The sequence below is a fragment of the Kordiimonas lipolytica genome (assembly GCF_001550065.1).
Genome location: NZ_LRUB01000033.1, coordinates 54185 through 77849 on the forward strand (window position 1 = coordinate 54185; position 23665 = coordinate 77849).

At 57.6% G+C, this 23665-nt stretch carries 14 protein-coding genes; 5 read left to right on the forward strand and 9 right to left on the reverse strand.

What is annotated here, in order from left to right; all coding sequences use genetic code 11:
• Positions 1–64 precede the first annotated feature (64 nt).
• Together KORM41_RS17470 and KORM41_RS17475 are read right to left on the reverse strand one after the other, a co-directional pair.
• Positions 65–2773, reverse strand: a complete 2709-nt coding sequence (locus KORM41_RS17470) for an MASE3 domain-containing protein (protein WP_068151301.1) — start codon at positions 2771–2773, stop codon at positions 65–67.
• Between the two features lie 109 nt (positions 2774–2882).
• Positions 2883–3365 carry a hypothetical protein gene (locus KORM41_RS17475; protein WP_068151303.1) on the reverse strand — a complete coding sequence of 161 codons (483 nt, stop codon included), beginning with the start codon at positions 3363–3365 and terminating at the stop codon, positions 2883–2885.
• 311 nt (positions 3366–3676) lie between these two features.
• Here KORM41_RS17475 and KORM41_RS17480 point away from each other — a divergent pair, with 311 nt between their 5' ends.
• Complete coding sequence (locus KORM41_RS17480; protein ID WP_068151306.1) at positions 3677–4831, forward strand: hypothetical protein; 1155 nt, start codon at positions 3677–3679, stop codon at positions 4829–4831.
• A gap of 223 nt (positions 4832–5054) precedes the next feature.
• Here the strand turns inward: KORM41_RS17480 and KORM41_RS17485 are convergent, their stop codons facing one another.
• Positions 5055–5606, reverse strand: a complete 552-nt coding sequence (locus KORM41_RS17485; RefSeq protein WP_068151309.1) for a hypothetical protein — start codon at positions 5604–5606, stop codon at positions 5055–5057.
• 120 nt (positions 5607–5726) lie between these two features.
• Positions 5727–7862 (reverse strand): serine/threonine-protein kinase, encoded by a 2136-nt coding sequence (locus tag KORM41_RS17490; RefSeq protein ID WP_068151312.1) that lies wholly within the window; start codon positions 7860–7862, stop codon positions 5727–5729.
• 198 nt (positions 7863–8060) lie between these two features.
• Between KORM41_RS17490 and KORM41_RS17495 the strand changes: the two genes are divergently transcribed.
• A complete protein-coding gene (locus KORM41_RS17495; RefSeq protein ID WP_068151316.1) occupies positions 8061–9605 on the forward strand; it encodes a sigma 54-interacting transcriptional regulator in 1545 nt (514 codons plus the stop codon).
• Here the strand turns inward: KORM41_RS17495 and KORM41_RS17500 are convergent.
• The 3 genes from KORM41_RS17500 to KORM41_RS17510 all read right to left on the reverse strand — a co-directional run bounded on the left by KORM41_RS17500 (position 9602) and on the right by KORM41_RS17510 (position 13828).
• Positions 9602–12088, reverse strand: a complete 2487-nt coding sequence (locus KORM41_RS17500; RefSeq protein ID WP_068151318.1) for a TonB-dependent receptor domain-containing protein — start codon at positions 12086–12088, stop codon at positions 9602–9604. The two genes, KORM41_RS17495 and KORM41_RS17500, sit on opposite strands and share 4 nt — an antisense overlap.
• A gap of 4 nt (positions 12089–12092) precedes the next feature.
• Positions 12093–13115, reverse strand: a complete 1023-nt coding sequence (locus KORM41_RS17505; protein WP_068151322.1) for a FecR family protein — start codon at positions 13113–13115, stop codon at positions 12093–12095.
• Positions 13116–13207: 92 nt separating this feature from the next.
• Complete coding sequence (locus tag KORM41_RS17510; RefSeq protein WP_068151324.1) at positions 13208–13828, reverse strand: RNA polymerase sigma factor; 621 nt, start codon at positions 13826–13828, stop codon at positions 13208–13210.
• Positions 13829–14410: 582 nt separating this feature from the next.
• Here KORM41_RS17510 and KORM41_RS17515 point away from each other — a divergent pair.
• The gene (locus KORM41_RS17515) at positions 14411–15439 is read left to right on the forward strand and encodes a LacI family DNA-binding transcriptional regulator (protein ID WP_068151327.1); all 1029 of its coding nucleotides are present in this window, start codon (positions 14411–14413) and stop codon (positions 15437–15439) included.
• A 69-nt stretch (positions 15440–15508) separates the two neighbouring features.
• On the opposite strand, the gene KORM41_RS17520 is transcribed toward KORM41_RS17515, so the two are convergent.
• The gene (locus KORM41_RS17520) at positions 15509–17383 is read right to left on the reverse strand and encodes an alpha-amylase family glycosyl hydrolase (RefSeq protein ID WP_068151330.1); all 1875 of its coding nucleotides are present in this window, start codon (positions 17381–17383) and stop codon (positions 15509–15511) included.
• Position 17384: 1 nt separating this feature from the next.
• Positions 17385–18863, reverse strand: a complete 1479-nt coding sequence (locus KORM41_RS17525; protein WP_231727318.1) for an MFS transporter — start codon at positions 18861–18863, stop codon at positions 17385–17387.
• A gap of 431 nt (positions 18864–19294) precedes the next feature.
• Here KORM41_RS17525 and KORM41_RS17530 point away from each other — a divergent pair, with 431 nt between their 5' ends.
• A complete protein-coding gene (locus tag KORM41_RS17530) occupies positions 19295–22060 on the forward strand; it encodes a TonB-dependent receptor (protein ID WP_068151336.1) in 2766 nt (921 codons plus the stop codon).
• A gap of 93 nt (positions 22061–22153) precedes the next feature.
• The gene (locus KORM41_RS17535) at positions 22154–23662 is read left to right on the forward strand and encodes a tryptophan halogenase family protein (protein WP_082720032.1); all 1509 of its coding nucleotides are present in this window, start codon (positions 22154–22156) and stop codon (positions 23660–23662) included.
• Positions 23663–23665: the final 3 nt, after the last annotated feature.

Genomic DNA, 23665 nt, shown 5'->3' on the forward strand with positions numbered 1-23665 from the left:
TGATCGCGAATTTCTGACTGCTTGCCGCATTCCCGAATAAGGTTGCAATGGCAGGCGTTTGGCGTCAGCTCCAGTTGAAGTGATCTTCTTCAATCACTTCGATGCAGGCGTCCACCACCTCTGGTGCATAGGCAGTGCCGCGCCCGCGCCTTAGCTCCTTCAGGCCTTCTTCGATGCCCAAGGCAGGGCGGTAGGGCCGGTGTGCGGTGATGGCCTCAACCACGTCGGCCACCGCGATCACCTGGGCTTCCGGGATGATCTCATCACCCTTGAGGCCTTTGGGGTAGCCTGTGCCGTCGATCCGCTCATGGTGCTGGACGACCATGTCGGCGATAGGCCAAGGGAAAGCGACGTCCTTCAGGATGTCGTGGCCCACCTCCGGGTGGGATTTGATGATGCCGAACTCGGCGGATGTCAGCTTGCCGGGGCGGTTCAATATTTCCGCCGGTACATAGATTTTGCCGATGTCATGGACAGTGGCCCCAAGGCGCATGCCCTCCAGTTTGAATTCATTCCAGCCCAGCTTGCGGCCGATGGCTTCCGCCAGCTGAGCCACGCGGCCCTGGTGGCCTGATGTATAGGGGTCGCGCTTTTCAAGCGTGGTGGCCAGGGCGTTGATCGCGCCCAATGCTGCATTGCCGAGTGCTTCGTGGGCGGACACAATCTCTCGCGTCATGCGGCCCGCCTTCAGCGCCAGCGCGATGTTGGTCGCCAGTTCCTGCATCAGGTCAATTTCCTGCGGGTTCGGGAAGGTATCGCGGTTGGCATGAATGGTCATCGTCGCGACCGGGTTGCCACCCTCCATAATCGGGAGGGAGACAGTTTTTTCAAGATCAAGCGAGCCCGCCAGTTCCTGCCATTGCCGGTAATATAGGTCGTCTGAATGGCTGTTGGTGAAAACCTTGGTGCCGGACTTGAGCGCGGTCTGCGCCGGGCTGGTGCGCGCGGCGGCGAGGCGGGTGAGGTCTTTTTCCCCTATACTGTTGTTTTCGCTGGCGTAGGTCGTGATTTCAAGGGGGCTTGCGGTTGCACTGTCCTGCGGCTTCGCGAACCACACAAGGCGGTATCCGAGCGCGCTGACCAACTCACGCGCCACATCCTGCAGCATTGCTGAGGGTTCTTGGCTTTTCATCATGATGGCCTGGCAGCGCATGATGGTGTTCCGGATGCTCGCGAGTTGAGTATTGATCACCTCTGCGTGCTTGCGCTCTGTGACATCGGTTGCGATGGCATAGGCGACTTCGTTGCGCGCAACAGAGGACCATGAGATCAGCCTGTATTCGCCGGTTTTGCGGCGATATCGGTTCTCGAAGCTGAGCGTCGCGCCTTTTTCGTTGAGGCTATCCATCTCGGCCAGCGTCTTCTCAATGTCGTCGGGATGTACCAGTTCAAGGAATGTCTTGCCTTCAAGTTCCTTTGGCGCATAGCCCAGGATGCGTTGGGCTGCCGCATTCACTTTCAGGATGGTGCCGTCAACTGTAGACGCAATGACATTCATGTGCATCGGGGTGTCGAAGAAGTTCTCAACCTGATGCTGCAGCGCCTGCTTTTCCGTGATGTCGATGATACTGACGGGGACAGATGCGAAAGCTGCATCGCGGCGGGGAATTCGGAAGGAGATCAGGCAGGTCAGCGCCTTGCCTTTTGCCGTGACATAGTCCACCTGGCCGCGGAAATAGGGTTTCTTTTTCCAGATGGCGGCAAGTTCATCCACAAAAACATCCATGGCGTTCGGCCCGAATGCCTTGTCGACACGGCTGATGAACTGCCGTTGGTCTTCCGCTTCAAACATCTGGAGTGTCGCCCTGTTGACGCGCAGCACGCGGACCATGCCCGCAAGTTCCGTGATTTTTTCCGGGTTCTTGCGCAAATAGCAGCGCAGGTCGCGCACGCCACTTTCGCGCAGGCGCTTCAGTTCCGCCTGCACGGCTGAGAGGTCTTCGTCCCAAAGCGAGATTTCGGCATTGTCGAAAAGCTCATTCGCCCGTTTACGCTGCCGGTCCAACTGGAAATAGGGCTTCTGCAGGTTCGGGATGACAACCGCCCGAAAGATCAGCCAGAAGGAGAAGATCTTGAAGACATGCCCAAGGAGGTTCGCCGTGTCGTCCGGCCCCTCATAGAGCGTGAAGGCAAGCTCGGCGGCGATGGTCATGAAAATGGCGGTGCCAAGCAGGACCTCTTCTTCCTTCGGGATTCGGAAGGAAGCCAGATGCAGCTGGGCTGAGGCAAAAATCAGCCCCGCGATGATGATATATTCGGCGTTGACCTTGAAGGCGGTCAGCCCCTGGCCGTCGATATATCCGGTGGGAAAGATGCCCAGAAGAATAAGCGCCGTGCCAAGGGCGGCGATGGCGCCATACCCGAAAAAGAGCCTTTTTGAGCGCACGCTGCTGCCGATCAGGTGCGGGGTGACGATCAGGATCAAGGTTTCGAGAAACCGCGCGAGCAGCCAGAACTGTACCGACAGATTGACCGAGCCGGTCAAATAAAGGTTCATGCCTTCAAAGGTGAAGGCGTGGTTGGTATCGAGGAAGGCGACCCAAAAATAGCCAGCAGCCAGGAGCGCCAGGAACCGGTTCCTTTCCACCCACTGGGTTTCCCAGGACAGCACGCAGATCGCCAATGCCACAAAGATGGCGCCCAGTTCCGCAACGGTATGGAATGTCAGGTAATCGTGCTGGGCGATCAGTATTAATATAATACCGGCAACAACAGGGGGCAGCCATAATTTGGTATGGCGAAGATTTGTGTAAAAATCGGCCCATGAAAGCACGAAGAAAATACCCCACCTTTATTTGACGGTTATATCATACGCCGAACAATAACATTCACCTTATCGTTGAGCGTGCTTACCGTCCAGTGGTATCGAGGGGCGCCGCGCCTCACTGCTTCACCACCGATACCCGGAAGGGCGTCAGCCGAAGCGACGCATACAGAACCGGCATCATCACCGGCTCATAATCCGGGCACAGGGCGAAGGGCTGGCTGTCCGGGCTTGCGACCACAAGGGCGTCGTCTTCCACCCGCCAGCCCACAGACCACAAGCGGTTGGGGTTGGCGAAAATGGAACCGCCTTCGGCCTGGTAATCCAGATAGTGCGGCTGGCCCGCTATCTCGCATTCCAGATAGTCGGTGTCGCCGTCGAAACTAAGGCGGCGGAAGCTGGTGGCCTGTTCCTTGTGCGGCACGAAACAGAACAGGCGGCGCGAATTGGGGCGGTATCCCAGATAGCCGGTCTCGCCCTGTTCGGCCCCGCTTCTGTAGGTCAGCTTCACCAGAATCTTTTCCCCGCTTGTCGTCAGCCTGTCCTTGAGAAGGGTTTCCATCACCTCATCCGCAAGGGTGAATTTTGCCAGCATGTTCATTGTGTCTCTCCTGTGCCCGGCCAGGTGCCCATTGTCAGGCATTTTTGTGCTTATGCCCCGCCTATCAGCAGGAAGTGTGCCAAAGGGACAAATGGCGGAATTCGGGGAGTTCGTGTCGAAATTGCATCAATTCCCGCATTGCTGCGCCTGTCGCGCGCCTGTCCGACGTGTCCGACACGGACGCGCCCTTGTGCCCACCCATGCCCCTGTATCTAATTCATTGAAAATTCATGATTTTTCAATTGGCACGTCCCCTGCAATCACCAGAGTTACGCACAGATCACCAGCGACTACTTGAGGGGACGAAGACAATGAACGCACCACTGATTTCAATGCAAAGGGGCCTGGGTCAAGACCTTGCCGCTGAATATAAAGAGGAACTGATGGGAGTTGTATTGCACGCGAGCGCCGCACTTGAGGCCCCGTCGCCGTCACGCGGCCTGCCCGCCACTTTCCAGAAACGCTATACTGAAGCCAAGGCCGCAGCTTATGCCTTTGTCAATCAGGTGCTGGACCCGCTTCTGGAGGTGCCGAACTATCTGAAGCGCCAGCAGCAGATCATTTCCAAGAACCCGGTGGGGGTGAGGAACTGTTTCACGCTGCTGCGCGACGAGAGCGCACCGGCGGACGCCCGCCAGCAGGCCAGCGACTTCCTGAAGGTGCAGGCAGATACGGCTTTCTTCAGCCTCAACAGCAGCTCCGGCAAGGTGCTGACGCTGGAGGCCAGCATCCGCGACTATTCGGATAAAATGACCAAGCCTGTGCAAGCCCTCAAGAAGCTGGCGGCGGAAATCCGCACCCAGACTGCGCGCCAAGTGGACCTGGCGCAGCTTCATGCGTTTGAAGGCCAGCGCAACCATCTGGCGATGCAGTTGCGCGCCTCATCCTGGCAGCTGATTGAAAATGGCGTGCGCACGGGCGAACGCTTCCGTCTGGCGCATGCGGAAATCTCGAAAGACATGCCGTGGAAGAAGGTGCCGTTCGTTTCTGTGGTGGCACAGGTGGGGGAAGAGACCATCAAGCTGGACGGCAAACTGCTGCAGAAGTCGGCGGCGCGGGCGCAGGCGCTTCATAACAGCCTGTGCGACGCGGCCAAAAGCGTGTTTCACGCCGGGGCCACGGCAGACACCATGGCGGCCCTGATGATGCATGCGCAGGATGTGCTGGCGCAGCGCAAGGCCATCTGCGAACAGCTGCTTCTGATCGCGGCGGAGATCGAACGCGCCATCACCCACTGCACCGAAATGCAGAAGGCGCTTGAAGGCCGGGATTTTGAGGCCGCCGAAGCCGCGTTTGAGAATATGGCCGAAGCCTGGCACGAAGCCGTGCTGACGGCCCAGGGCATGGAAGTGGATATCGCTTACGCGAACGGTGATTTCCTCAGCGTCGGCATGGCTGACAAGGTGCTGGGTGAAAAGCTTGCGGAAGTCACGCCCGCCCATGGTCTTGCCAGCGAGATCTGCTGACCCCCAGTCAGCGGTGGGATGTGAGCCGGTGCGATGGTTTTCCGTCGCACCGGTTTTTGTTTGTGGAGTGACGAAGGGGGGGCTATTGGGGCGTGTCGGGCGCTGCCACCTGAAGCGTGTCTGACACGCCTAACATGTCTGAAAAGGGCGGGCGGATGAGGCGCAGGCATAAAAAAAGCGGGCACCGCAGCGCCCGCTTTTATTTGCTCTTAAATATATGGTATCAAACCGGATCGCTTCCGTCTCCGCTTGTAGTCTCGGGGTCGAAGCTCAGTACGCGGGCGATGCGCACTTCGTCACCGCCCGTGTTCTGGTAAATGGCGATGCCCAGGAAACCGGCCAGCTGCCAGAAGCCCTTTTCGGCCACTACTTCAACGGGGGCCCCTCTCCAGTTGCTCACCCAGGTGCTGATGCCTGTTGATGGGTCGGTAGAATGCTGTGGTTCGCTCCAGCTGCCCACAAGGCATTTGGTTACCTGGTCCCGGTCAAACGGGGAGAAACTATCGAAGTCCTGATTCACGTTGGGCACAGACACCAGATCAAGGCTGATCGGCTGCATGCCGCTGACCTTCCGCAGTTCCCCCGGCGTGGCGGTCATTGTGACTTCCACATCAATGGTGTCACCCGCCTTGAACTGGATACAGCCGCTATAGCGGCCTTCCTTGGTCATGGCGTTCTTGCCACCGTCTTCGAATTCATAGAGCAGCGCGTTGGAGATCTGGTCCCCATCAAACTGCAGTTTCAGTTTATAGTTCGTTGGCTTTTTCGCGGTCATAAAAAGACTCCCCGGTTGTTAAACTGTCTCATCAAAATTGGGGCGGGTGCCCAACTCAAAACACTGAGAACTAGTGGCGCTTGCCGTCCCATCAAAGGGGGTAATAGCAAGATGCGTGCCTTATGATGGTCGGCTTGCAAGTAATTTGTGATAGGCCGGGTCTTCACGAAGGGCATTCAGGTATGGCTCGTTCTGGATTTCGCTTAACGGATGGCCAGCGTCCATCGACTGTCCCAGAAGTTTGAGGGCCTTGTCCCTTTCGCCTGCCTGTTCCATGACTACAGAAGCCCGGAATAGAACCCACCGATTTTTTGGTGCAAGTTCAAGGGCTCGCTCCGTCTTTTGTAGCGCTTCCTTAGGTTGCCCGGACTTTGCATAATATAGTCCAGCACGGCTCAGCATTGCTGGGCGGTTTTCATTAGGCTGAAGTCGCGCCGAAAGGAGTTGAATAGCTCGTCGATAGGCGACTTTTCTGTCCTCTTCTTTTCCCGGCATCATGCTGTAAGCATCGCCGAGATTTGCCCACATGATATAGTGGTGGCTGTTGCCTTGTGCATCAATAGCGCGTTCAAATGCATTGGCTGACTGAGCGTATTGACCGAGAGCGAAATAGAAAGAACCAAGGTTGCCATAAAGCATCGGATCTGGGCGGACTTGCAGGCCCTTTTGTGCTGCCGAAATGGCACCGAAGCTATCTCCTTTGGCGAAAAGCACTGCGCTAAGTGTTCGGTATGCGAAGACGTTGTCGGGCGCTAACTGAACTCCCATCATTGCGCTTGCATTTGCTTTATCATAGTTGCCTGCCTTGTAGTAGGTATCTGCCAACAGAATGTGAAACCGCCCAAACTTGGGGTAGTGATTAACTCCATCCAGGAGAACACGGATTGCTTCATCATACCGCCTAGTGTTTTTCAGATGTCTGCCAAACCCTTGGAGAGCGAAAAAGTTGGTTGGGTCAAGTGATAAGGCTCTCTGGTATGCTTGATCGGCTTCCAAAGCTTTTCCATCATATTCAAGAGCCCAAGCCATGGCAGTGTGGCTGATCGCTAATTGGTCATCTAATGCTAAGGCGAGTTCTGCAGAAGCCTTGCCGTTTCTTAACTTGATTGGGTCGGCTTCAATGCTTGCATACTCCAGTAGTAACGCGAGGCTGTAGCCGCCGGTAGCAGCCGCGTTTTCGGGGTCTTCTGCGAGAAGGGTTTGGAAGGTGGCTTGGGCCTTTTCAATTGCGTCTTTCTGCTCGAAATTCCTCAACCGGTCCATGCCCGCTTCGATGCGGCCGCTGACGGTCAGCGGTTCGTCACCCATGAAGCGCGCGCCATAGAAGCCCGCGCCCAGCGCGATAACAACCATGGCGGCCGCAGCGATACGTTTGAGCGACACAAGCTTTTTCGCCTTATCCGCCGCTTTCCGGTCCCGCATCGGGGTGCCGGGGTCGGCGCTGTCGATGGCCTTGAGGACATCCGCGAATGTCTGGGGCCGCGCCGCGCGCTCTTTTGAAAGCATCCGCGCCACCAAATTGGCGCACCATGTGGGCACGTCCGGCGTGTGGGCCGAAATCGGCGCGGGGTCTTCGTTAAGAATCAGATGCACGATCTCTGCGTCCGATCCCGCCTTGAAGGCCCGCTCCCCCGTCAAAACCTCATACAGAAGCGCGCCGAAGGAAAAGATATCAGACACTTCATCGGGCTTTCCGCCTTTCATCACCTCAGGCGCCATATAGGGCAGCGTACCCAAAATCAGGCTTTGCCCCAATGACCCACGGGTCAGGGTTTCCATATCATTGGCGGTGGGCGCTGTTTTCGCCAGGCCGAAGTCCACCAGCACAGGAACTTCACCAGACCGCATGATGATATTGCCGGGTTTGATGTCGGCGTGCACGATGCCAAGCGAATGGCTGGCCCTGAGCGCATCGGCCAGTTGCCGCACCAGCGCGAGGCGTTCCTCAAAAGGCGGGGTTGCGCGCTTCAGGTAATCCTTCAGCGGTTCGCCGTCCAGATATTCCATCACCATGGCGGTGTGGCCGTCATGCTCTGAAATTTCAAAAAGCGTGACGATATTGGGGTGATTGAGCTTCGCCAGCGTCTTGGCTTCAACAAGGCTCGCCTTCGGGTCCGCGCCGTCGGACACCGACTTGTTCAAAAGCTTGATGGCAACGGAACGATCGAGCAGCGTGTCTTCCGCGCGGTAAACGGTGCCGTAAGCACCCTTGCCCACAGTCTCGCCAAGCGTGTACCTGCCGATCGTCGTACTCATTCCCGATTTCCCCCGCCCCAAACATCGGCCCGTCACTCAGGCCCAAAACACAAAAGGCTCGCGCACATTTGCCCTGCCTGCTATATCGCCTTAAGTTGCTATAGAGGCACGCAAAAGTAGACAGTATTGCTTTTACGCGTAGCTTCATGACATTTCAAGGACAGTAGGCGCTGTCCGGTCTTGTGGGGAGACAGCAGCATGCAGGATGAAACCGGCGATTACGGCCTGATGGACGAAACCGTATCGGTTGATACCGGGCGCGGCATGGGCGCGGACCGGGAAATCCTGCTGCCCAGCCTTGGCATCATCTGGCATGCAGACGCCTCCCGCATAGGCGCGGTGGCGCCGCTGATGTTCGGCCGGGCCACTGAGGCCAGCGTGTCCCGGAATGCGCCGATGTTCCGTAAGCGCGGGTCGGCGGAAGAACCGCTGGCAGACCGCCGGATTTCGCGCTCTGAACTCATGATCAAGCGCACTGGTCCGCGCGAATTTTCCATCACCCCGCCAGACAGCAAGATGAAAGTTCTGGTGAACGGCCAGCCGGTCACCGCGCCGGTCACCGTCAGCCTGGATGCGCTGGGGGACGATATCATCATCACGCTTGCGGGCACGGTTGTGCTGTCGCTTTTCCTGAGCCCGGCAGAGACCGCGCCCCAGCCGCCCGAAGGCCGCCTTCTTGGCATCAGCGGGGCGATGCAGTCTGTCTGGCGGGCGATTGCGCGGGTTGCGCCGACACACCTTCCGGTACTTATCCGGGGCGAAACCGGCACGGGCAAGGAACTGGTGGCGCAGGCGCTTCATCTGGCGAGCGACCGGGCGTCTGAAAACCTTGTTTCAATCAATATGGCGACGCTGTCGCGCGAGCTTGGCGGCGCTGACCTTTTCGGGGCGGCCAAAGGCGCGTTTACGGGCGCGGTCAGGGACCGGATCGGATTTTTTGAGACCGCCGACAAAAGCACCATTTTCCTGGATGAGATTGGCGATACGCCCGCGGACCTGCAGGCCATGCTGCTCAGGGTTCTGGAAACGGGCGAATTCCGCCGCGTGGGAGAAACCCGGCTGCGTTTCTCTGGCGCGCGGGTGCTGGCGGCGACAGACCGGGCCTTGGGCGCGGATGATTTCTCTCAGCCGCTTCTTCGGCGGCTTGAGAGCATGGTGATCGAGATTCCGCCGCTCAGGCGTCGGCGCGTGGATATCGGCCTTCTGATCAAGCATTTTCTGGATACGGGTGCTGTGGACACGCGGCCAGTCGATTTTGCAGACCATATCACCGCCATGGTGCTGCATGACTGGCCGGGCAATGTGCGCGAACTGAGGAACGCGGTGCAGCAAATCTCCGTTGGGCATGTGCCGCAGTTCGGTGCGCCAATGGATGGGGGCGAAATGGGCCCTACCGGTGTGCCCGAAATGGGAACAAAAACCCCAGATGTGCCCTCTGGTAAGCCTGCATCGAAGCCCACCTACCGCGCGCCCGCAAGTGTGACGGAAGCCGAAATGCTGGAAGCCCTGGATGCCGCCGATTGGCGGATCAAGGAAGCGGCGGAGCATCTGAATGTCTCGCGCACCGCACTTTATGGGTTGATGGAAAAATCCAGCAGCGTCAGGACGTTAGAGGATGTGCCGGACGCGGAAATCCGTGCTGCGATGGACGCTCACCCTGGCGATATCGGCGCCTGGGCGCGGGCGCTGAAGCTGCCGCAAGGGGTGCTGGAGCGCCATACCAAAAAGATGATGTTCGACTAAAAGCGCCAGCCCAGTTCCACGCCGAACGTGCGCGGGCGAAGCGGGGTTGCATGTAAACCTGTGGAAACAATGATGAAATTCGGATTGTCCGGGTCCTCGCCCTGGATCACCTCAAGGCTCAGCGGGTTGCCAAATGCGAAAACATTGGATTTGTCAGCCAGCAGATTGGTGCCGTAGATGGTCAGCGACCAGTTATCTTTCTGCAGCCCGAGCCGCGCATTGACCAGATGATAGCTGTCCATCTCTGGTGAAAAATCGCTTTCAAACAGAAGGTTAGCGCCGCCCTCAAAGCTATAGTCCGCGCTTGCGCTCATGCGCAGGTCGTCGCGGATTTCGAATTCCTTGTAAACCGATGCACCCGCTGAAAACTTCGGTGTGGCGGGCAGGGGGGTGCCCACTTCCGCGCCGAAGCGGGCTGTTGTGTCTGTCAGCTCGCCGTCGCTCGCCGACAAGTGCGCGCGGACTTCGAAATCATAGGCTGGGCGGTAAGTCAGCTCGAACTCAGCACCCACTACGCGGGCGTTGCCGACATTGTCGATATCCGGCAACCCTTCGAAGCTGAACTGCTGGCTCTGGATGCGGCGCCACAGCGCTACATAGGCCGCACCCGTGGTGGTTAAAGCCTTGTTCGGGCTTTGGTATTTGAAGCCGACTTCATAATTGGTCAGCGAGTCCGACTGGAAGTTCGAAAGCTCATCCGCGAGCTGGCTCTCGCCGCCGATGGGGGTCGGACCGGTCAGGTTGATGCCGCCCAGCCGGTAGCCTTCGGCCACCTGGGCATAGATCATCAGGTCCTTGCTGTGGTGATACGCCAGCACCGCCTTCGGGGTGACGCCGGATTTCTTTTGCTCGCCGTCCGTCTGGGCAAACAGGAACAGGCCAAGGTCCACAAGGTCGGAGGACGCGCGCTCGCGGTAGTCGAACCAGCGAAGCCCGCCGGTCAGTGCCAGTTTTTCCGTGAGGAAGTAGGTCACTTCGCCAAAGAGCGCGGTTTCCTTCAGGCTGCCGGTGAGCAGTTCGGTGTAGATGTTCAGGTCGCCTTCTTCGGACGGCCAGATGGCGGAGGCAGGTACAGCGAGGTTCGAATGGGTGCGCTCGCCTCTCTTCGACCAGAAGGTCCCGACAGTCCATTCAAGTCGCCCCCCGGTCCTGGATGACAGGTGCGTCTCATTTGACGTGGTGGCGATGTCGCGGTCCAGGCTGAAGGGGCTGGGGGCCACGTCTATCAGGATCAGTTTCGGGACCGCGAGTGAGCCGTCATAGGTGGCGGTAATGTTGCGGTCGGTCCAGCTGAAGGTGCTCTCAAGCGTGCCCCAGTCATAGTCCGCGCCCAGCGTGGCATAGACCTGGCTGAAGCTGTCTGTCCTGGGTTCCTGGATGTAATTGCCGCGCTTGGTGAAGGTGCGCCCGACATCATAATAATTGCTGTCGTCCCGTTCGTTTTCCTGCAGGGTTATGCCTGCGAGCAGCGACCAGTTGTCCCCAAGCTTCAACTGGGCCGACAGGCGCCCGCCATAGGTATCTGACTGGTTGACATTATCCAGCCCCAGCCGCAGGTCGTCGATATAGCCGCCTTCATGCTCGAAGTAACCCGCTGCGCGGATGGCCAGCTGGTTCTCGACAAGTGGGATATTCACAATGCCGCTGACATCCTGGGACGGGGTGCCGCCCTTGGTCCAGGCAAGGCCTGCAGTGGCGCTCAGTTCCACTTCCGCGAGGTTCGGTTTTTTGGTGATCACCCGGTAAAGCCCGGTAAGAGCACCGGAGCCATATAGCGTGCCCTGTGGGCCGCGCAGCACCTCGATGCGTTCGATATCAATAAGCCTCAGCGATGGGTCGGGCGCATTATAGGTCAGGCGCGTATTGTCGAAATAGGTGCTGACAAGCGATTGCGCGCGCCCGGAAAAAGCCCCGTCCGAGAGCCCGCGCACGATGACCTTGTTCTGGCCGTCGCCCTGGTTTGTGGCATGCATGCCAACAATTCGCCGGGCCGCCTGGTTGGTGGTGCCGATGCCAAGCTGCTCTTTGGTGGCGGCGCTGATGGCGCTGATGCCGTATGGCAGCTTCTGCAGATTGTCGGCGCGCCTGAGCGAGGAAACCATGATTTCCTGGACGAAGGGTTCACTGTGGGACGAGGCTTCAGTTTTCGGGGCGGGCTTTCCCTCGGGCGGCTTGCGGAAAACCCGCACCACGCCGGGGCTGACGATCTCGAAGGTGAAACCGGTGCCATCCAGCAGATGCTCCAGGCCTTCACTGGTGCTCATGTCGCCGCTGACTGCCTTCGCCTTGCCGTCCCTGAAGGACAGTGGCGGACGGCCAATGGAAATGCCGGCCTGACGCGCGAAAGAGGCTAGCGCCTTGGCAAGCGGCATGGCCTCTATGTCAAAAGTCTTGGATTCTGCAGACGCCGAAGTTTCCGTCGGGGCGGCAAAGCAGCAGGTCAGCAGCGCCAGGGCGGAAGCCTTCTTCCCAACTATGCGCACATGTCTACTCCCTGCGACCGATCAGAATTGCTCCATCCGTCTGTTTTATGGTCACAGGCAGTAGTTTTTCAAGTGTCGTCAGTACTGTTTCCCGGTCACCCATATTGAGAATGCCGGAAAAGCTGATGTCCCGCGCGCCTGAGGTTACGGCGATAGGCTCGCCCAGATACCGGCTGAGGTCACGAGCGACCAGATAAAGCGCAGCGTCTTCATATTCCAGATATCCGTGCAGCCATGCGGTTACCTGCTGGGCATCCACTTTTTGAACGTGGGTCTCTGATGATTTCTCAAAAGCGGTCAATTGGTCGCCAACACCCAGGCGCTCCCGCTCGGCCGACTGGGCTTCCTCTTCGATCACGTGTGTCGGCGCCACATCCACAAGCCCTTCCGCCACAGTGACAACAAGCTGGTTGTTGTGACGCAGGATATTGAACTGGGTGCCCACAACCTGAACCGACCTGCCGCCCAGGTCCACCCGGAACGGACGGTCCGGGTTCTTGGCTACGGAAAAGAGCGCCTCGCCATAGGCAAGTGCGGTTTGCCGAACGTCGCCCGTGAAGGCAACGCTGATTTTTGTGTTGGTGTTCAGTTGAACGGTTGAGCCGTCCTTAAGCGTGACAAGGCGGGTTTCGCCAAGCCCCGTCTGGTAATATTGGGTGTCGGGGCCAAAGAAGGGGCCAGTGAAGCTTGTGCCGATGATCAGCAGCATCGCAGCCAGGGCAGCCGCCGCCCCGATCCATGCTTTCGGTTTGCTCCAGCGCCAGCCGGCATTGATAACGGTGCCCATATCCGCATCGTCATCCGTATCGGTCACGCTGGCGGCCACCGTGTCTGCGCCGCTTTCAACCATCAGCGCCAGGTGTTCGACATGCTCGTAGGCCAGGCTGTTGGCTTCATCGGCTTCGAGCCAGTCGGTGAAGGCATGCCAGTCGGCCTCGGTCACGCTGTCGCCGCTGAGGCGCGCGTGCCAGCCGGCGGCGGCTTCAAGCCGCTCATCCGTCAGGAAACTGGTATCGGTTTTGGTCATCTGTTTTTACTGCCTTCATGAGCCCGCAGGCCCTAATTACTCTCGTTCAGTCTAATGACGCCGCGATAGGCGCATACCCGCCAGTTTGCTGGCTAGTCTTTATCTTTCAAATGCAGAACCAGGAATTTCATGGCCTTGGCCATATGCTTTTCCACGGTACTTATGGCGATGCCCAGGCTTTCGCTGACTTCCCTGTGGCTATGCCCCTTCAGCTTATGCAGCACAAATACCTTGCGGCATTGTGGCGGCAGCTGGTTGAGCGCTTCAGACACTTGCGCCAGCTTCTGCCTGGCTTCGATCGTGCGATCAGCCGCCGGGCCTTCATCGACGCTTTCGCTGCCGTACTCTGACCGGCTGATATCCACCCAGCTTCTGTCGCGCGCCATCTGACGCATCTTCTGCCGGTTGTGGTCCAGGGCAATGTTGTTGGCCATGCGAAACAGGTAGGCGCCGACATTGCTGATCGTTGAGGCGTCATCAACGCGTTCCAGCTTCAGGTACAGGTCCTGCAGCAGGTCTTCTGCCAGCGTCTCGTCCCGAAACCGCACCACCAGGAACCGCTTCAGCGCCGGGCGTTTCTCCAGGTAGGCTTTCAGCAAGATTGATTTTTTACCAGTATCCAAAAGGTTAGCCCTGAACAATGCGGCTGCGTCCGCGCCTTCATACAGGTGCCAACCATTCCAGATGTGGGAAGATTTCGCAATATCACTCATATGCAAAATGGGCGGGTCGATACAAAACGGTCCCCCGCCAAAGAGGGAAGCGGGGGACCAGTTAACGGGCAGAGGTTTGATCGCAGTGCTGGACAAATTATCCACACTCAGCCCGATGAGGAACGGGTCTAAAGCAGCGGACGCGCCGGGGAAATCCCCGGCGCCGCCCCACAGGCGTCATCATCATGACCCCCATCGATGATGATGCTGTCCGCGCTTCCAGATAGTCTTGTGGCGCCAGCCTCGCCGACTATCTGGCCATAGTGGGCGTATCAATTCCCCCGTCCAGGGCAGCTCCTCCTGAAACCTGATGATTGTCGCTGCGCCATGGACGGGGTGCTACGCCCGCAAATCTTCTTGCCACCACTGGTGGCTCTCAGATGTTTGACGCCGCCCAGGCGAGCGACCCGCTATATAATTTTGATTTTTTTTGCGACCTACGTTTTTGGTAAATTCGGGCTAGTTGCAGCGCCAATTTGCAAAAATAAAAGTCTTCCAAAATGATGGATTTTCTTGCTAAAACGGAAGCAGGAAAGAAAACGACAGCAAAATTTGCAAAAATATGCAACTCGGGATGGCAGTATGAGCGACGACGAAAAAGAAAAAAATCTCCACCGTCTGGAGGACTTGGCGGCGCTTGCCGGTGTATCGATTTCGACCGTGTCCAGGGCGCTTAACGACAGCCCGCTGGTATCGGACCGCACCAAGAAGAAAATCCTCTCGCTCGCCCAAAGTAACAATTATTCCGGCCGCCTGCGCGACAAGGTCTATACCGAGGATGCAGACAAGACGATTTCGATCGTGATCCCGCCGCCGCAGGGCCGTGATACGCGCCTGTCTGACCCGTTCACGCTGGATCTGATCGGCGGCATTGGCGATGCGCTCAAGGAACAGAATTGCGACCTGCTGATTTCGCACCTGACGATGACCGACTATCACAGCGCGGCCAACCTGGTGGCCAGCGGCCGGTGCGACGGCCTGATTGTGCTGGGCCAAAGCACCATGCACAAACAGCTGAACCAGCTCGCGGCCCAGCGCGTGCCGTTCGTGACCTGGGGCGCGCAGTTCCCGGACCAGAAATATTGCTCTGTCGGCAGTGACAACCGCCAGGGCGGTCGCCGCGCCACCAACCACCTGATCCGGATGGGCCGCAAACGCATTGCTTTCGTGGGTGACTGCGAAGGGCCAGAGATGAAGCTCAGGCAGGAAGGCTACCGTGAGGCGCTTGACCAGAACGGCATCGAATTTGACCCACGCCTTGTGCGCCCGGCCCACTTCTACCCGGAATCGGCGATGGAAGCGGTGGATGTGCTGGTGGAGCAGGGTGTGGAATTTGACGGCATCGTCGCCATGTCGGATATGATCGCTATCGGCGCCATGAAGGCGCTGGCGAACCGCGGCATCAATGTGCCGAAGGATGTATCCGTGATCGGGTATGACGATGTGCTGGTGGCGGCCTATTCAAGTCCGGCGCTCAGCACTATTCGGCAGGATGTGACCAAGGCTGGCCGGCTGCTGGTATCGAAGCTGCTCAGGATGCTGGAAGGCGAGGACGTGCAGTCTTCCACGCTGCCGACTGACTTGATTATCCGTGAAAGTTGCGGCGCCTGATACCTCTGAAGCGTGCATGAAAAAGGCGGCACCACCGGGCGCCGCCTTTTTTGTTGGATGTGGGTGGGCCTAGCTTTCGCAGGCCGTTTTCTCATAAACCGCCCAGCTAAGCGCGGGGGCTGTGTAGGCTCCATTCATCTCGCCTTCCGTGCCGTCAATGAAGCACAGCGGACCGCTGAACTGAGGCAGCGTGACGGAGGCCTCATAGGCAGCCGTATTGAATACCGCCAGGACCGTGTCGCCTGTGGTCTCGTCTGTGCGTTCGAACACCAGAAGGCCGGGCTCGCTGTCGGCGTGCAGGAAGGTCATCTTGCCATGCCGCAGCGCCGGGTGGACGCGTTTGACCATGGTGAAGCGTTGCATGGCCTCATAAAGCGGGTGCTCAGCGTCGAAGTTATTGTCGGCGCTGGACTTCGAAGTGCCCAGAAGGTCATTGTCTGCGTAGCTCGCCACCTGGCTTTCGAACATATCCTCGCGGGCGTCCTGGTCATGGCCGTCGCCGATGAAGCCTTGTTCGTCACCATAATAGATGACCGGCACGCCGCGGCTGTAGAACATCAGCGCGTGCGCCAGCAGGTCTTTTTTGAGGGACGTTTCCAGGCTTTCATCCGGGTTTCCGCGACGAATGAAGTGGCCGATGCGGCCCATGTCGTGGTTGCCCAAAAAGATCGGCAGCGACCGGGCGTCGCCTTTCGCGGGCTTATAGAGCACATCCTTTTTCAGTGTTTCGGCGAAGACATCGGGGCCCTTGCCCTCAGCAAATAGCTGGTAGGTTGCAGACTGGAAGGCGAAATCCAGCACGAACGGCACCTTCGCCACATTGGTATAGTGGCTGAGGCGCTCTGGCGTGGGTTCATGCACTTCGCCGAATACGTAAAAGTTCGGGATACCTTCGGCTTCAGCATGGGCCATGATGGCGGGCGCGAAGGCCTGCCAGAAGCTGTCGTTCACATGCTTGACGGTGTCGATGCGGAAGCCGTCTATCTTGAATTCGGAAATCCAGAATTTATAGATGTCGATAAAGCCTTGCTGAACATCCGGGTGTTCGGTGAACAGGTCATCGAGGCCTGCAAAATCGCCGTAGGTGTTGCTTTCGCCCTGCCATTCGCTGTCACCCCTATTGTGATAATAGCGCACGTCATTGAGCCATGCCGGCACCTTCACATTCTCCTCGCCCGCGGGCACATAAGGCGTGTAGGCGAATGTCTGGTCTGTCAGTTTGGCGAAATTCTCCGCTGTCTGATGCACAGGCTCGTCGCCCAGGAAGCCTTCGTTGATGGCGTCGCCGCCAGGCCCGCCCTTGGTGGTGTAGGGGAAGGCTTCCTTTGAGCGGTAGGCGCATAGCGGCACATTTGCCGGGTCGCTGCCGCGTGGAAAGCATTCTTCATATTTGATCACATCAGCCGTGTGGTTGGTGATGATGTCGAAAATCACCTTCATGTTGCGTTTGTGTGCTTCATCCACCAGGGTCTTGAGGTCATCGTTCGTGCCCAGATGCGGGTCAATCTGGGTGAAATCCGTGATCCAGTAACCGTGGTAGGCGGCTGTCATGTTCACCGGATTGCCCTGCACGGGTTTGTTCTTGAAAATGGGCGTCATCCAGATGGCGCTGATGCCCATGTCAGCCAGATAATCCAGCTTTTCCGTCAGGCCCTTGAAGTCCCCGCCATGGAAGAAGCCCTTGTGGGTTGGGTCAAAGCCATGCGTGCTGGCGTCGCCCCCAAAGCCGCCTGTATCGTTTGACGGGTCACCGTTATTGAACCGGTCGGGCATGACAAAATACATCACGTCATCGGTAATCGGACGGCTGATGTATGGCTCCAGAAGTTCCGGGCGAACCGTAACGGGTTCCTCTGGTGGCAGGGCCTTGTCGGCTTCGCCGCAGGCGGCTAGTAGGGCAAGGGCAAGGCAGCCGCCCGCCAGTTTGGTAAGTGGATATTTCATTTTATTCGGCCTCCGGCTCGCTGACATTGAGGGTGGCAAGGGCGGCAATGATCATGGAGCCGCCGGCAAACACCAGGCCGTAAATCGCCTGACCGGCAAAGAGCTCGCTGACCAGAAGGCCCAGCGTGGTGGATGCCACAATCTGTGGGATCACAATGAAGAAGTTAAAGATGCCCATATAGATGCCCATCTTGTGGTGGGCGACCGCGCTTGAGAGCAGCGAATAGGGGATCGACAGGATCGAAGCCCAGGCAAAACCCACAAGCCCCATTGAAATTACCAGGAGGTCAGGGTCTTTAACGACATAGAAAGACGCCAGCCCAATGCCTCCCAGCGTGAGGTTCAGCATGTGGATTTTGCGCCGCCCGATCGTGTTGGCGTAAAGCGCGATGAAGATGGCGGCTGCGATGGTTACCAGGTTGCGCACGGAATTCAGCACGCCTGCCCAGTTGGCGCCGGTGTTATAGATCTCGCTCGATGGGTCCATGGCGCCAAAATGGAAGGCGGTCACGGCTGGTGTTGTGAAAGACCACATGGCGAACATGGCGAACCATGAGAAGAACTGCACCACGGCCAGCTGCTTCATCACCGTGGGCATCAGCATCAGGTCGTCGGTGATCTCCACAATGGCGGAGGCGGTCTGGCCCTTGTCTTTCTTTGCAGAGACAATCAAGCGCAACAGGCCGAAGACGATCACACCGCCCGAGAGGATATGCAGCCGGTAGGACGCGGCTGTCATATAGATGACGAGAGAGGCGGCCACGCCGACGGCGAGCCACAGCATGCCGCCCTGCTTGTGGCGTGCGGGTGCAATCAGCGTTTCGTCGTGGGCCGCGGCCTGTGCCTTGCTGGTTTCAGATGCGGCATGGTCTGCCTTGTTGAAGGCGTCCAGTTCCTCGGGCGAATATTCCTTGGTGGTGAAAACGGTCCAGAACACGCAGATCAGCAAAAAGATGCCGCCTGTGTAGAAGGCATAAATCACCGAATCCGGGATGATGCCCGGGTCGGCCTCATTCGCGACACCAAAGGCGTTGGTCATGATCCATGGGAGGGCCGCCGCAACAGACGCGCCGATGCCGATGAAGAAGGTCTGCATGGCATAGCCAAGAGAGCGCTGGCGGTTCGGCAGCATATCGCCCACGAAGGCGCGAAACGGCTCCATGGCGATATTGAAGGAGGCATCCATGATCCAGAGCATGCCAGCCGCAATCCAGAGCGTGGGCGAATTGGGCATAATAAGGAGCGCGAGTGTCGAGAGGATCGCACCATAAAAGAAATAGGGACGCCGGCGGCCAAGCCGGGTCCATGTCTTGTCGCTCATATAGCCGATGATCGGCTGGACAATCAGACCCGTCAGCGGTGCAGCCACCCACAGAATGGCAATTTCGTCAATGTTGGCTCCCAGTGTCTGGAAAATACGGCTGACATTGCTGACCTGCAGTTCGAAACCGAACTGAATGCCCATAAAGCCGATACACATGTTCCAGATTTGCCAAAAACTCAGCGCTGGTTTTTGCGTCATGAGGTGATCCCGTTCCCTATTTTGATATGGCACCGAAGACTCGGGCCTCCCTTCCTAGTCTCAAGGATTAGCAATTTTTGCAAAAAATGCAAAAAGAATATTGCAGAGCGCAATTTTGCAAAGATGTCAGGGCGTGAAGCAGGCTATTTTATAACGCCTATTTGTCCATATAACCCTATATAAGCTGGGCTATAGCGAAAACTGTTGCAGGAATGGCACAGTTTGCAGGGTCGTTGCAATAAATAGCAAAAAGATGAAAAAATGACTTGATGTTTGCAAAGTGATGCGCGAGCTTTCGACACAGGGAAAGTTGCGGAAGTTTAACTTTTGGCCAGTAGGATCGGCCATACCGGTTGGCTTCCAGGGTTAATCAGGGAAGGGAAGGCTTCATGCGTACCTCAAATTTTAAAACGAATTTATTGTCCTTTGCGTCGGCTTCGGCCATCGCATTCGCGGCATCTCCTGCACTCGCGCAGGATGCCGATTCTGACGAACAAGGCGAAGGCGTCGAGCTCGAAGAAATCGTCGTCACCGGTCTCCGCGCCTCTATTATGAGCTCGGTTGCCCGCAAGCGCGAAAGCAGCTCGATTGTTGAAACGATTTCGGCGGAAGATCTGGGCAAGTTGCCGGATGCGTCGATCGCAGAATCGATTGCCCGTCTGCCGGGTCTGGCGGCACAGCGTCTTGACGGTCGCGCCAACGTGATCTCGATCCGTGGTCTGGCGCCAGACTTCACCACCACCACACTGAACGGCCGCGAGCAGGTGTCTGCAAACAACGGCCGTGCGGTGGAATATGACCAGTATCCATCAGAGCTGATCAACGGCGTAACCATTTATAAAACGCCTGACGCCAGCCTGACGTCACAGGCAGTCGGTGGTACGGTTGATCTGCAGACGATCAAGCCGCTGGCATATGGCGAAAAAGCAATCGTTCTGAACCTGCGCGGCGAATATGCCGACCTTGGTGCGCTCAATTCCGGCACGACGGCACTTGGTTACCGTGCCAGCGTTTCCTACGTTGACCAGTTCAACGATGACCAGTTGGGTATTGCCATCGGTTATGCACGCATGCTCTCTCCAACCCAGGAAGAGCGCTGGAACAGCTGGGGCTTCCCGGAGGCTTCTGACGGTAACCTGATCATTGGTGGTGCCAAGCCATATGTGAAATCGAACGAGCTGACGCGCGATGGTTTCCTGGGTGTGCTGGAATATGCGCCCCATGACAGCAAGGTCCGCACGACGATTGATGCCTACTATTCCAAGTTTGATGACGAGCAGACCCTGCGTGGTATTGAAATCCCGCTTGCCTGGTCTGGCGCGCAGCTGCAGGACGGCTACACGGTTGAAGATGGCCTGATCACTCAGGGCCAGTTCAATGGTGCAGAAGTTGTGGTGCGTAACGACTTCGTTAACCGCGAAGCTGAAACGCTGGCTCTCGGCTGGAACACCGAATATCAGGTGAATGAAAACCTGACGATTGAACTCGATGTTAGCTACTCAAGCGTAGACCGCATCGAAAGCAACATGGAAACCTACGCTGGTACCGGTCGTGGTAGCGGCAATGGTGCGACCGACAACCTGGGCTTCACCATTGGCGAAGACGGCGGTGCGGTCTTCACCCATGGTCTTGACTATTCCGACCCAAGCCTCATTCAGCTTGGCGGTCCGCTCAGCTGGGGCTGGGGTCTGTTCGTTGCAGGCTTCTATCCGGATGACCGCGCACAGGACGGCTTCATCAACGCGCCTGAAACAGACGATGAGCTTTCTGCAATCCGTCTGAGCGCTGAACAGTTCCTGGATGACAGCCCGTTCACCAGCATTGAATATGGTGCCCGCTTCTCCAAGCGTCAAAAAACGCTTCTGGATCAGGGCTTCTTCCTGACGCTCAATGAATATCCAGCGGATGTGCCGGTACCAAGCCAGTTCCTTGAGGACCCAACGTCGCTTGAGTTCATCGGCATGGGTGACGTTCTCAGCTATGATGCGAAAGCCCTGTTTGACAGCGGTGCCTATGTCATCAATGACGAAGCGGCGAGCACGCAGTCCCGTCTGACCAACAGCTGGACCGTGACCGAGAAGGTTGTGAACCTCTATGCTCAGGCCAACATCGATACCGAGCTGGGCAGCCTGCCTGTTACCGGTAACGTCGGTGTGCAGGCAGTTTACACTGACCAGAGCTCGGACGGTTGGGCAGCCAAGACGGTTGATAACCAGGTGGTTGCAACGCCAGTTACGGAAGGCACTGACTATTGGGACTTCCTGCCAAGCCTGAACCTTAGCTTCAACCTCGACGACAACAACAAGATCCGTGTTGGTGTGGCCCAGGTGCTGGCGCGCGCGCCAATGGCTGACATGAACGCTGGCTTCGGCTTCGGTTTCGACCAGCAGAACCTGATCTTCACCGGTGGTGGCGGTAACCCGAACCTGAAGCCGTTCAAGACCTGGCAGTATGACCTGTCGTTCGAGCACTATTTCGGCGAAGGCGCCTATGTTTCGGTCGCTGGTTTCTACAAGCAGATCACCAGCTTCCCGTTCAGCGACTCTGAAGTTTATGACTTCGCGGAAGTTCTGGGCCCACTTGGCGAAGACCTGACGTTTGTTGACGGTGAGGGCAATGAGTTCACGCTTTCCACCGTTGGTCGCCGCGACTTCAAAGACAACGTAGACGGCGGTAAGATCTATGGCGTTGAATTCTCTGCGTCCCTGCCATTCTCGAACTTCTCTGAAGCGCTTGAAGGCTTTGGTATGTTGGGTTCCGCGTCCTTTACCAAGAGCTCGATTGTTGATCCAAGCAGCCAGGAAAAGATCACGCTGCCTGGCCTGTCTAAGACAGTCCTGAACGGTACGGTTTACTATGAGAACCACGGCTTCCAGGCGCGTGCTTCCGTACGCCACCGTTCGTCGTTCCTGGGTGAGGTTTCGGCTCTCAGCCTGACGCGTGTGAAGGTTGATGTTGAAGCAGAAACCATCATTGATGCGCAGCTTGGCTACGACCTCAGTGAAGTTGGTATCGACGGCCTGACCGTTCTGTTCCAGGTGAACAACCTGACGAACGAGCCGTTCACCACCTTCTACAATCAGGACAGCCGCCAGGTTCGTGACTTCCAGAACTATGGCCGTACCTTCCTCTTCGGCCTGAACTACAAAATGTAGTCAGGTCCGGCTGAGGCTGGTTGAAACAATTGCCCCTGCCGATATGATTGTCGGCAGGGGTTTTCTTTTCGGGATTGGGTGAGGACACGGGACGTGCAAAAAGACAGCATCAAGAAACTGGTAATCGTGGGCGGCGGCACCGCTGGCTGGATGGCGGCAAGCCTCCTTGTAAAGCTGATGCGTGGCCAGCTTGAGATTGTGCTGATCGAATCCGACGATATTGGCACCGTGGGCGTGGGCGAAGCCACCATTCCGCCGATCCAGATTTTCAATAATGTGCTGGGCCTCAATGAGGACGAATTCATCAAGGCCACCCAGGGCACCTTCAAGCTCGGGATCCAGTTTGAAAACTGGGGGGCGGTGGGCGACAAATATATGCACGCCTTTGGCGCCATCGGACGGCAGATCGGCATGGTGCCATTCCAACATTATTGGCTGCGCGCCAAGGCCGCGGGCTTCGCCGGTGACCTTTGGGATTTCTCCTTCAACTATCAGGCGGCGAAACAGGACCGGTTCGACCGCCTGCGTCAAATCCCCAACTCGCCGCTCGAAGGCATCACGCATGCCTTCCATTTTGATGCCGGGCTTTATGCGCGGTACTTGAGGAAAGGTTGTGAGCACGCGGGCGTGAACCGCGTGGAAGGCATGATCACCGATGTGTCGCTTGATGGTGAAAGCGGCAATATCGAATCCGTCACGCTCAAAGACGGGCAGGTGGTTGAAGGCGATTTCTTCATCGATTGTTCGGGTTTCCGGTCGCTTCTCCTCGGTCAGGCGCTGGGCGTTGGCTATACCGACTGGACAGACTGGCTGCCGTGCGACCGCGCGGTGGCGGTGCCTGCCGAAAACGGCGCGCGCATGCGGCCCTATACCCAGTCCATCGCCCACAAGGCGGGCTGGCAGTGGCGTATTCCGCTGCAGCACCGGGCCGGAAACGGCCATGTTTTCTGTTCCGATTACATCAGCGAAGACGAAGCCACGCAGGCGCTTCTGGATAACCTGGAAGGCAAGCCGCTGGCTGACCCGCGCGTAATCCCGTTCAAGGTTGGGCGGCGCGAGAAATTCTGGCACAAGAACTGTATCGCCGTCGGCCTGTCATCCGGCTTTCTGGAGCCACTTGAAAGCACCAGCATCCACCTGATCCAGACAAGCATCGTGCGCTTCGTGCAGATGTTCCCAAGCCTGGGGTTGGACGCCAGCAACGTGGCTGAATATAACGAGCAAGTCGGCTTCGAGTTTGAAAGCATTCGCGACTTTATCATCCTGCACTATCACGCCACCGAACGGGACGACAGCGCCTTCTGGAAGCGCTGCCGAGAGATGGAAATCCCCGAAAGCCTGAAGCATAAGATGGACTTGTTCAGGGAAACGGGCCGCATCTTCCGCTTCAATAACGAGCTGTTCTCGGAAGCCGGATGGCTGCAGGTGATGCTGGGCCAGCGTGTGATGCCGAAAGCCTATCACCCCATGGCGGATGCGCTTGATGAGGCGCAGCTTCGGGACTATTTCAATAACCTGAGGACCATCATTGGCGGCACAGTACCCAAATTGCCGACGCAGAAAGACTTCATCGCGAAACACTGTGCCGCGCCAGGGATGTAGCGG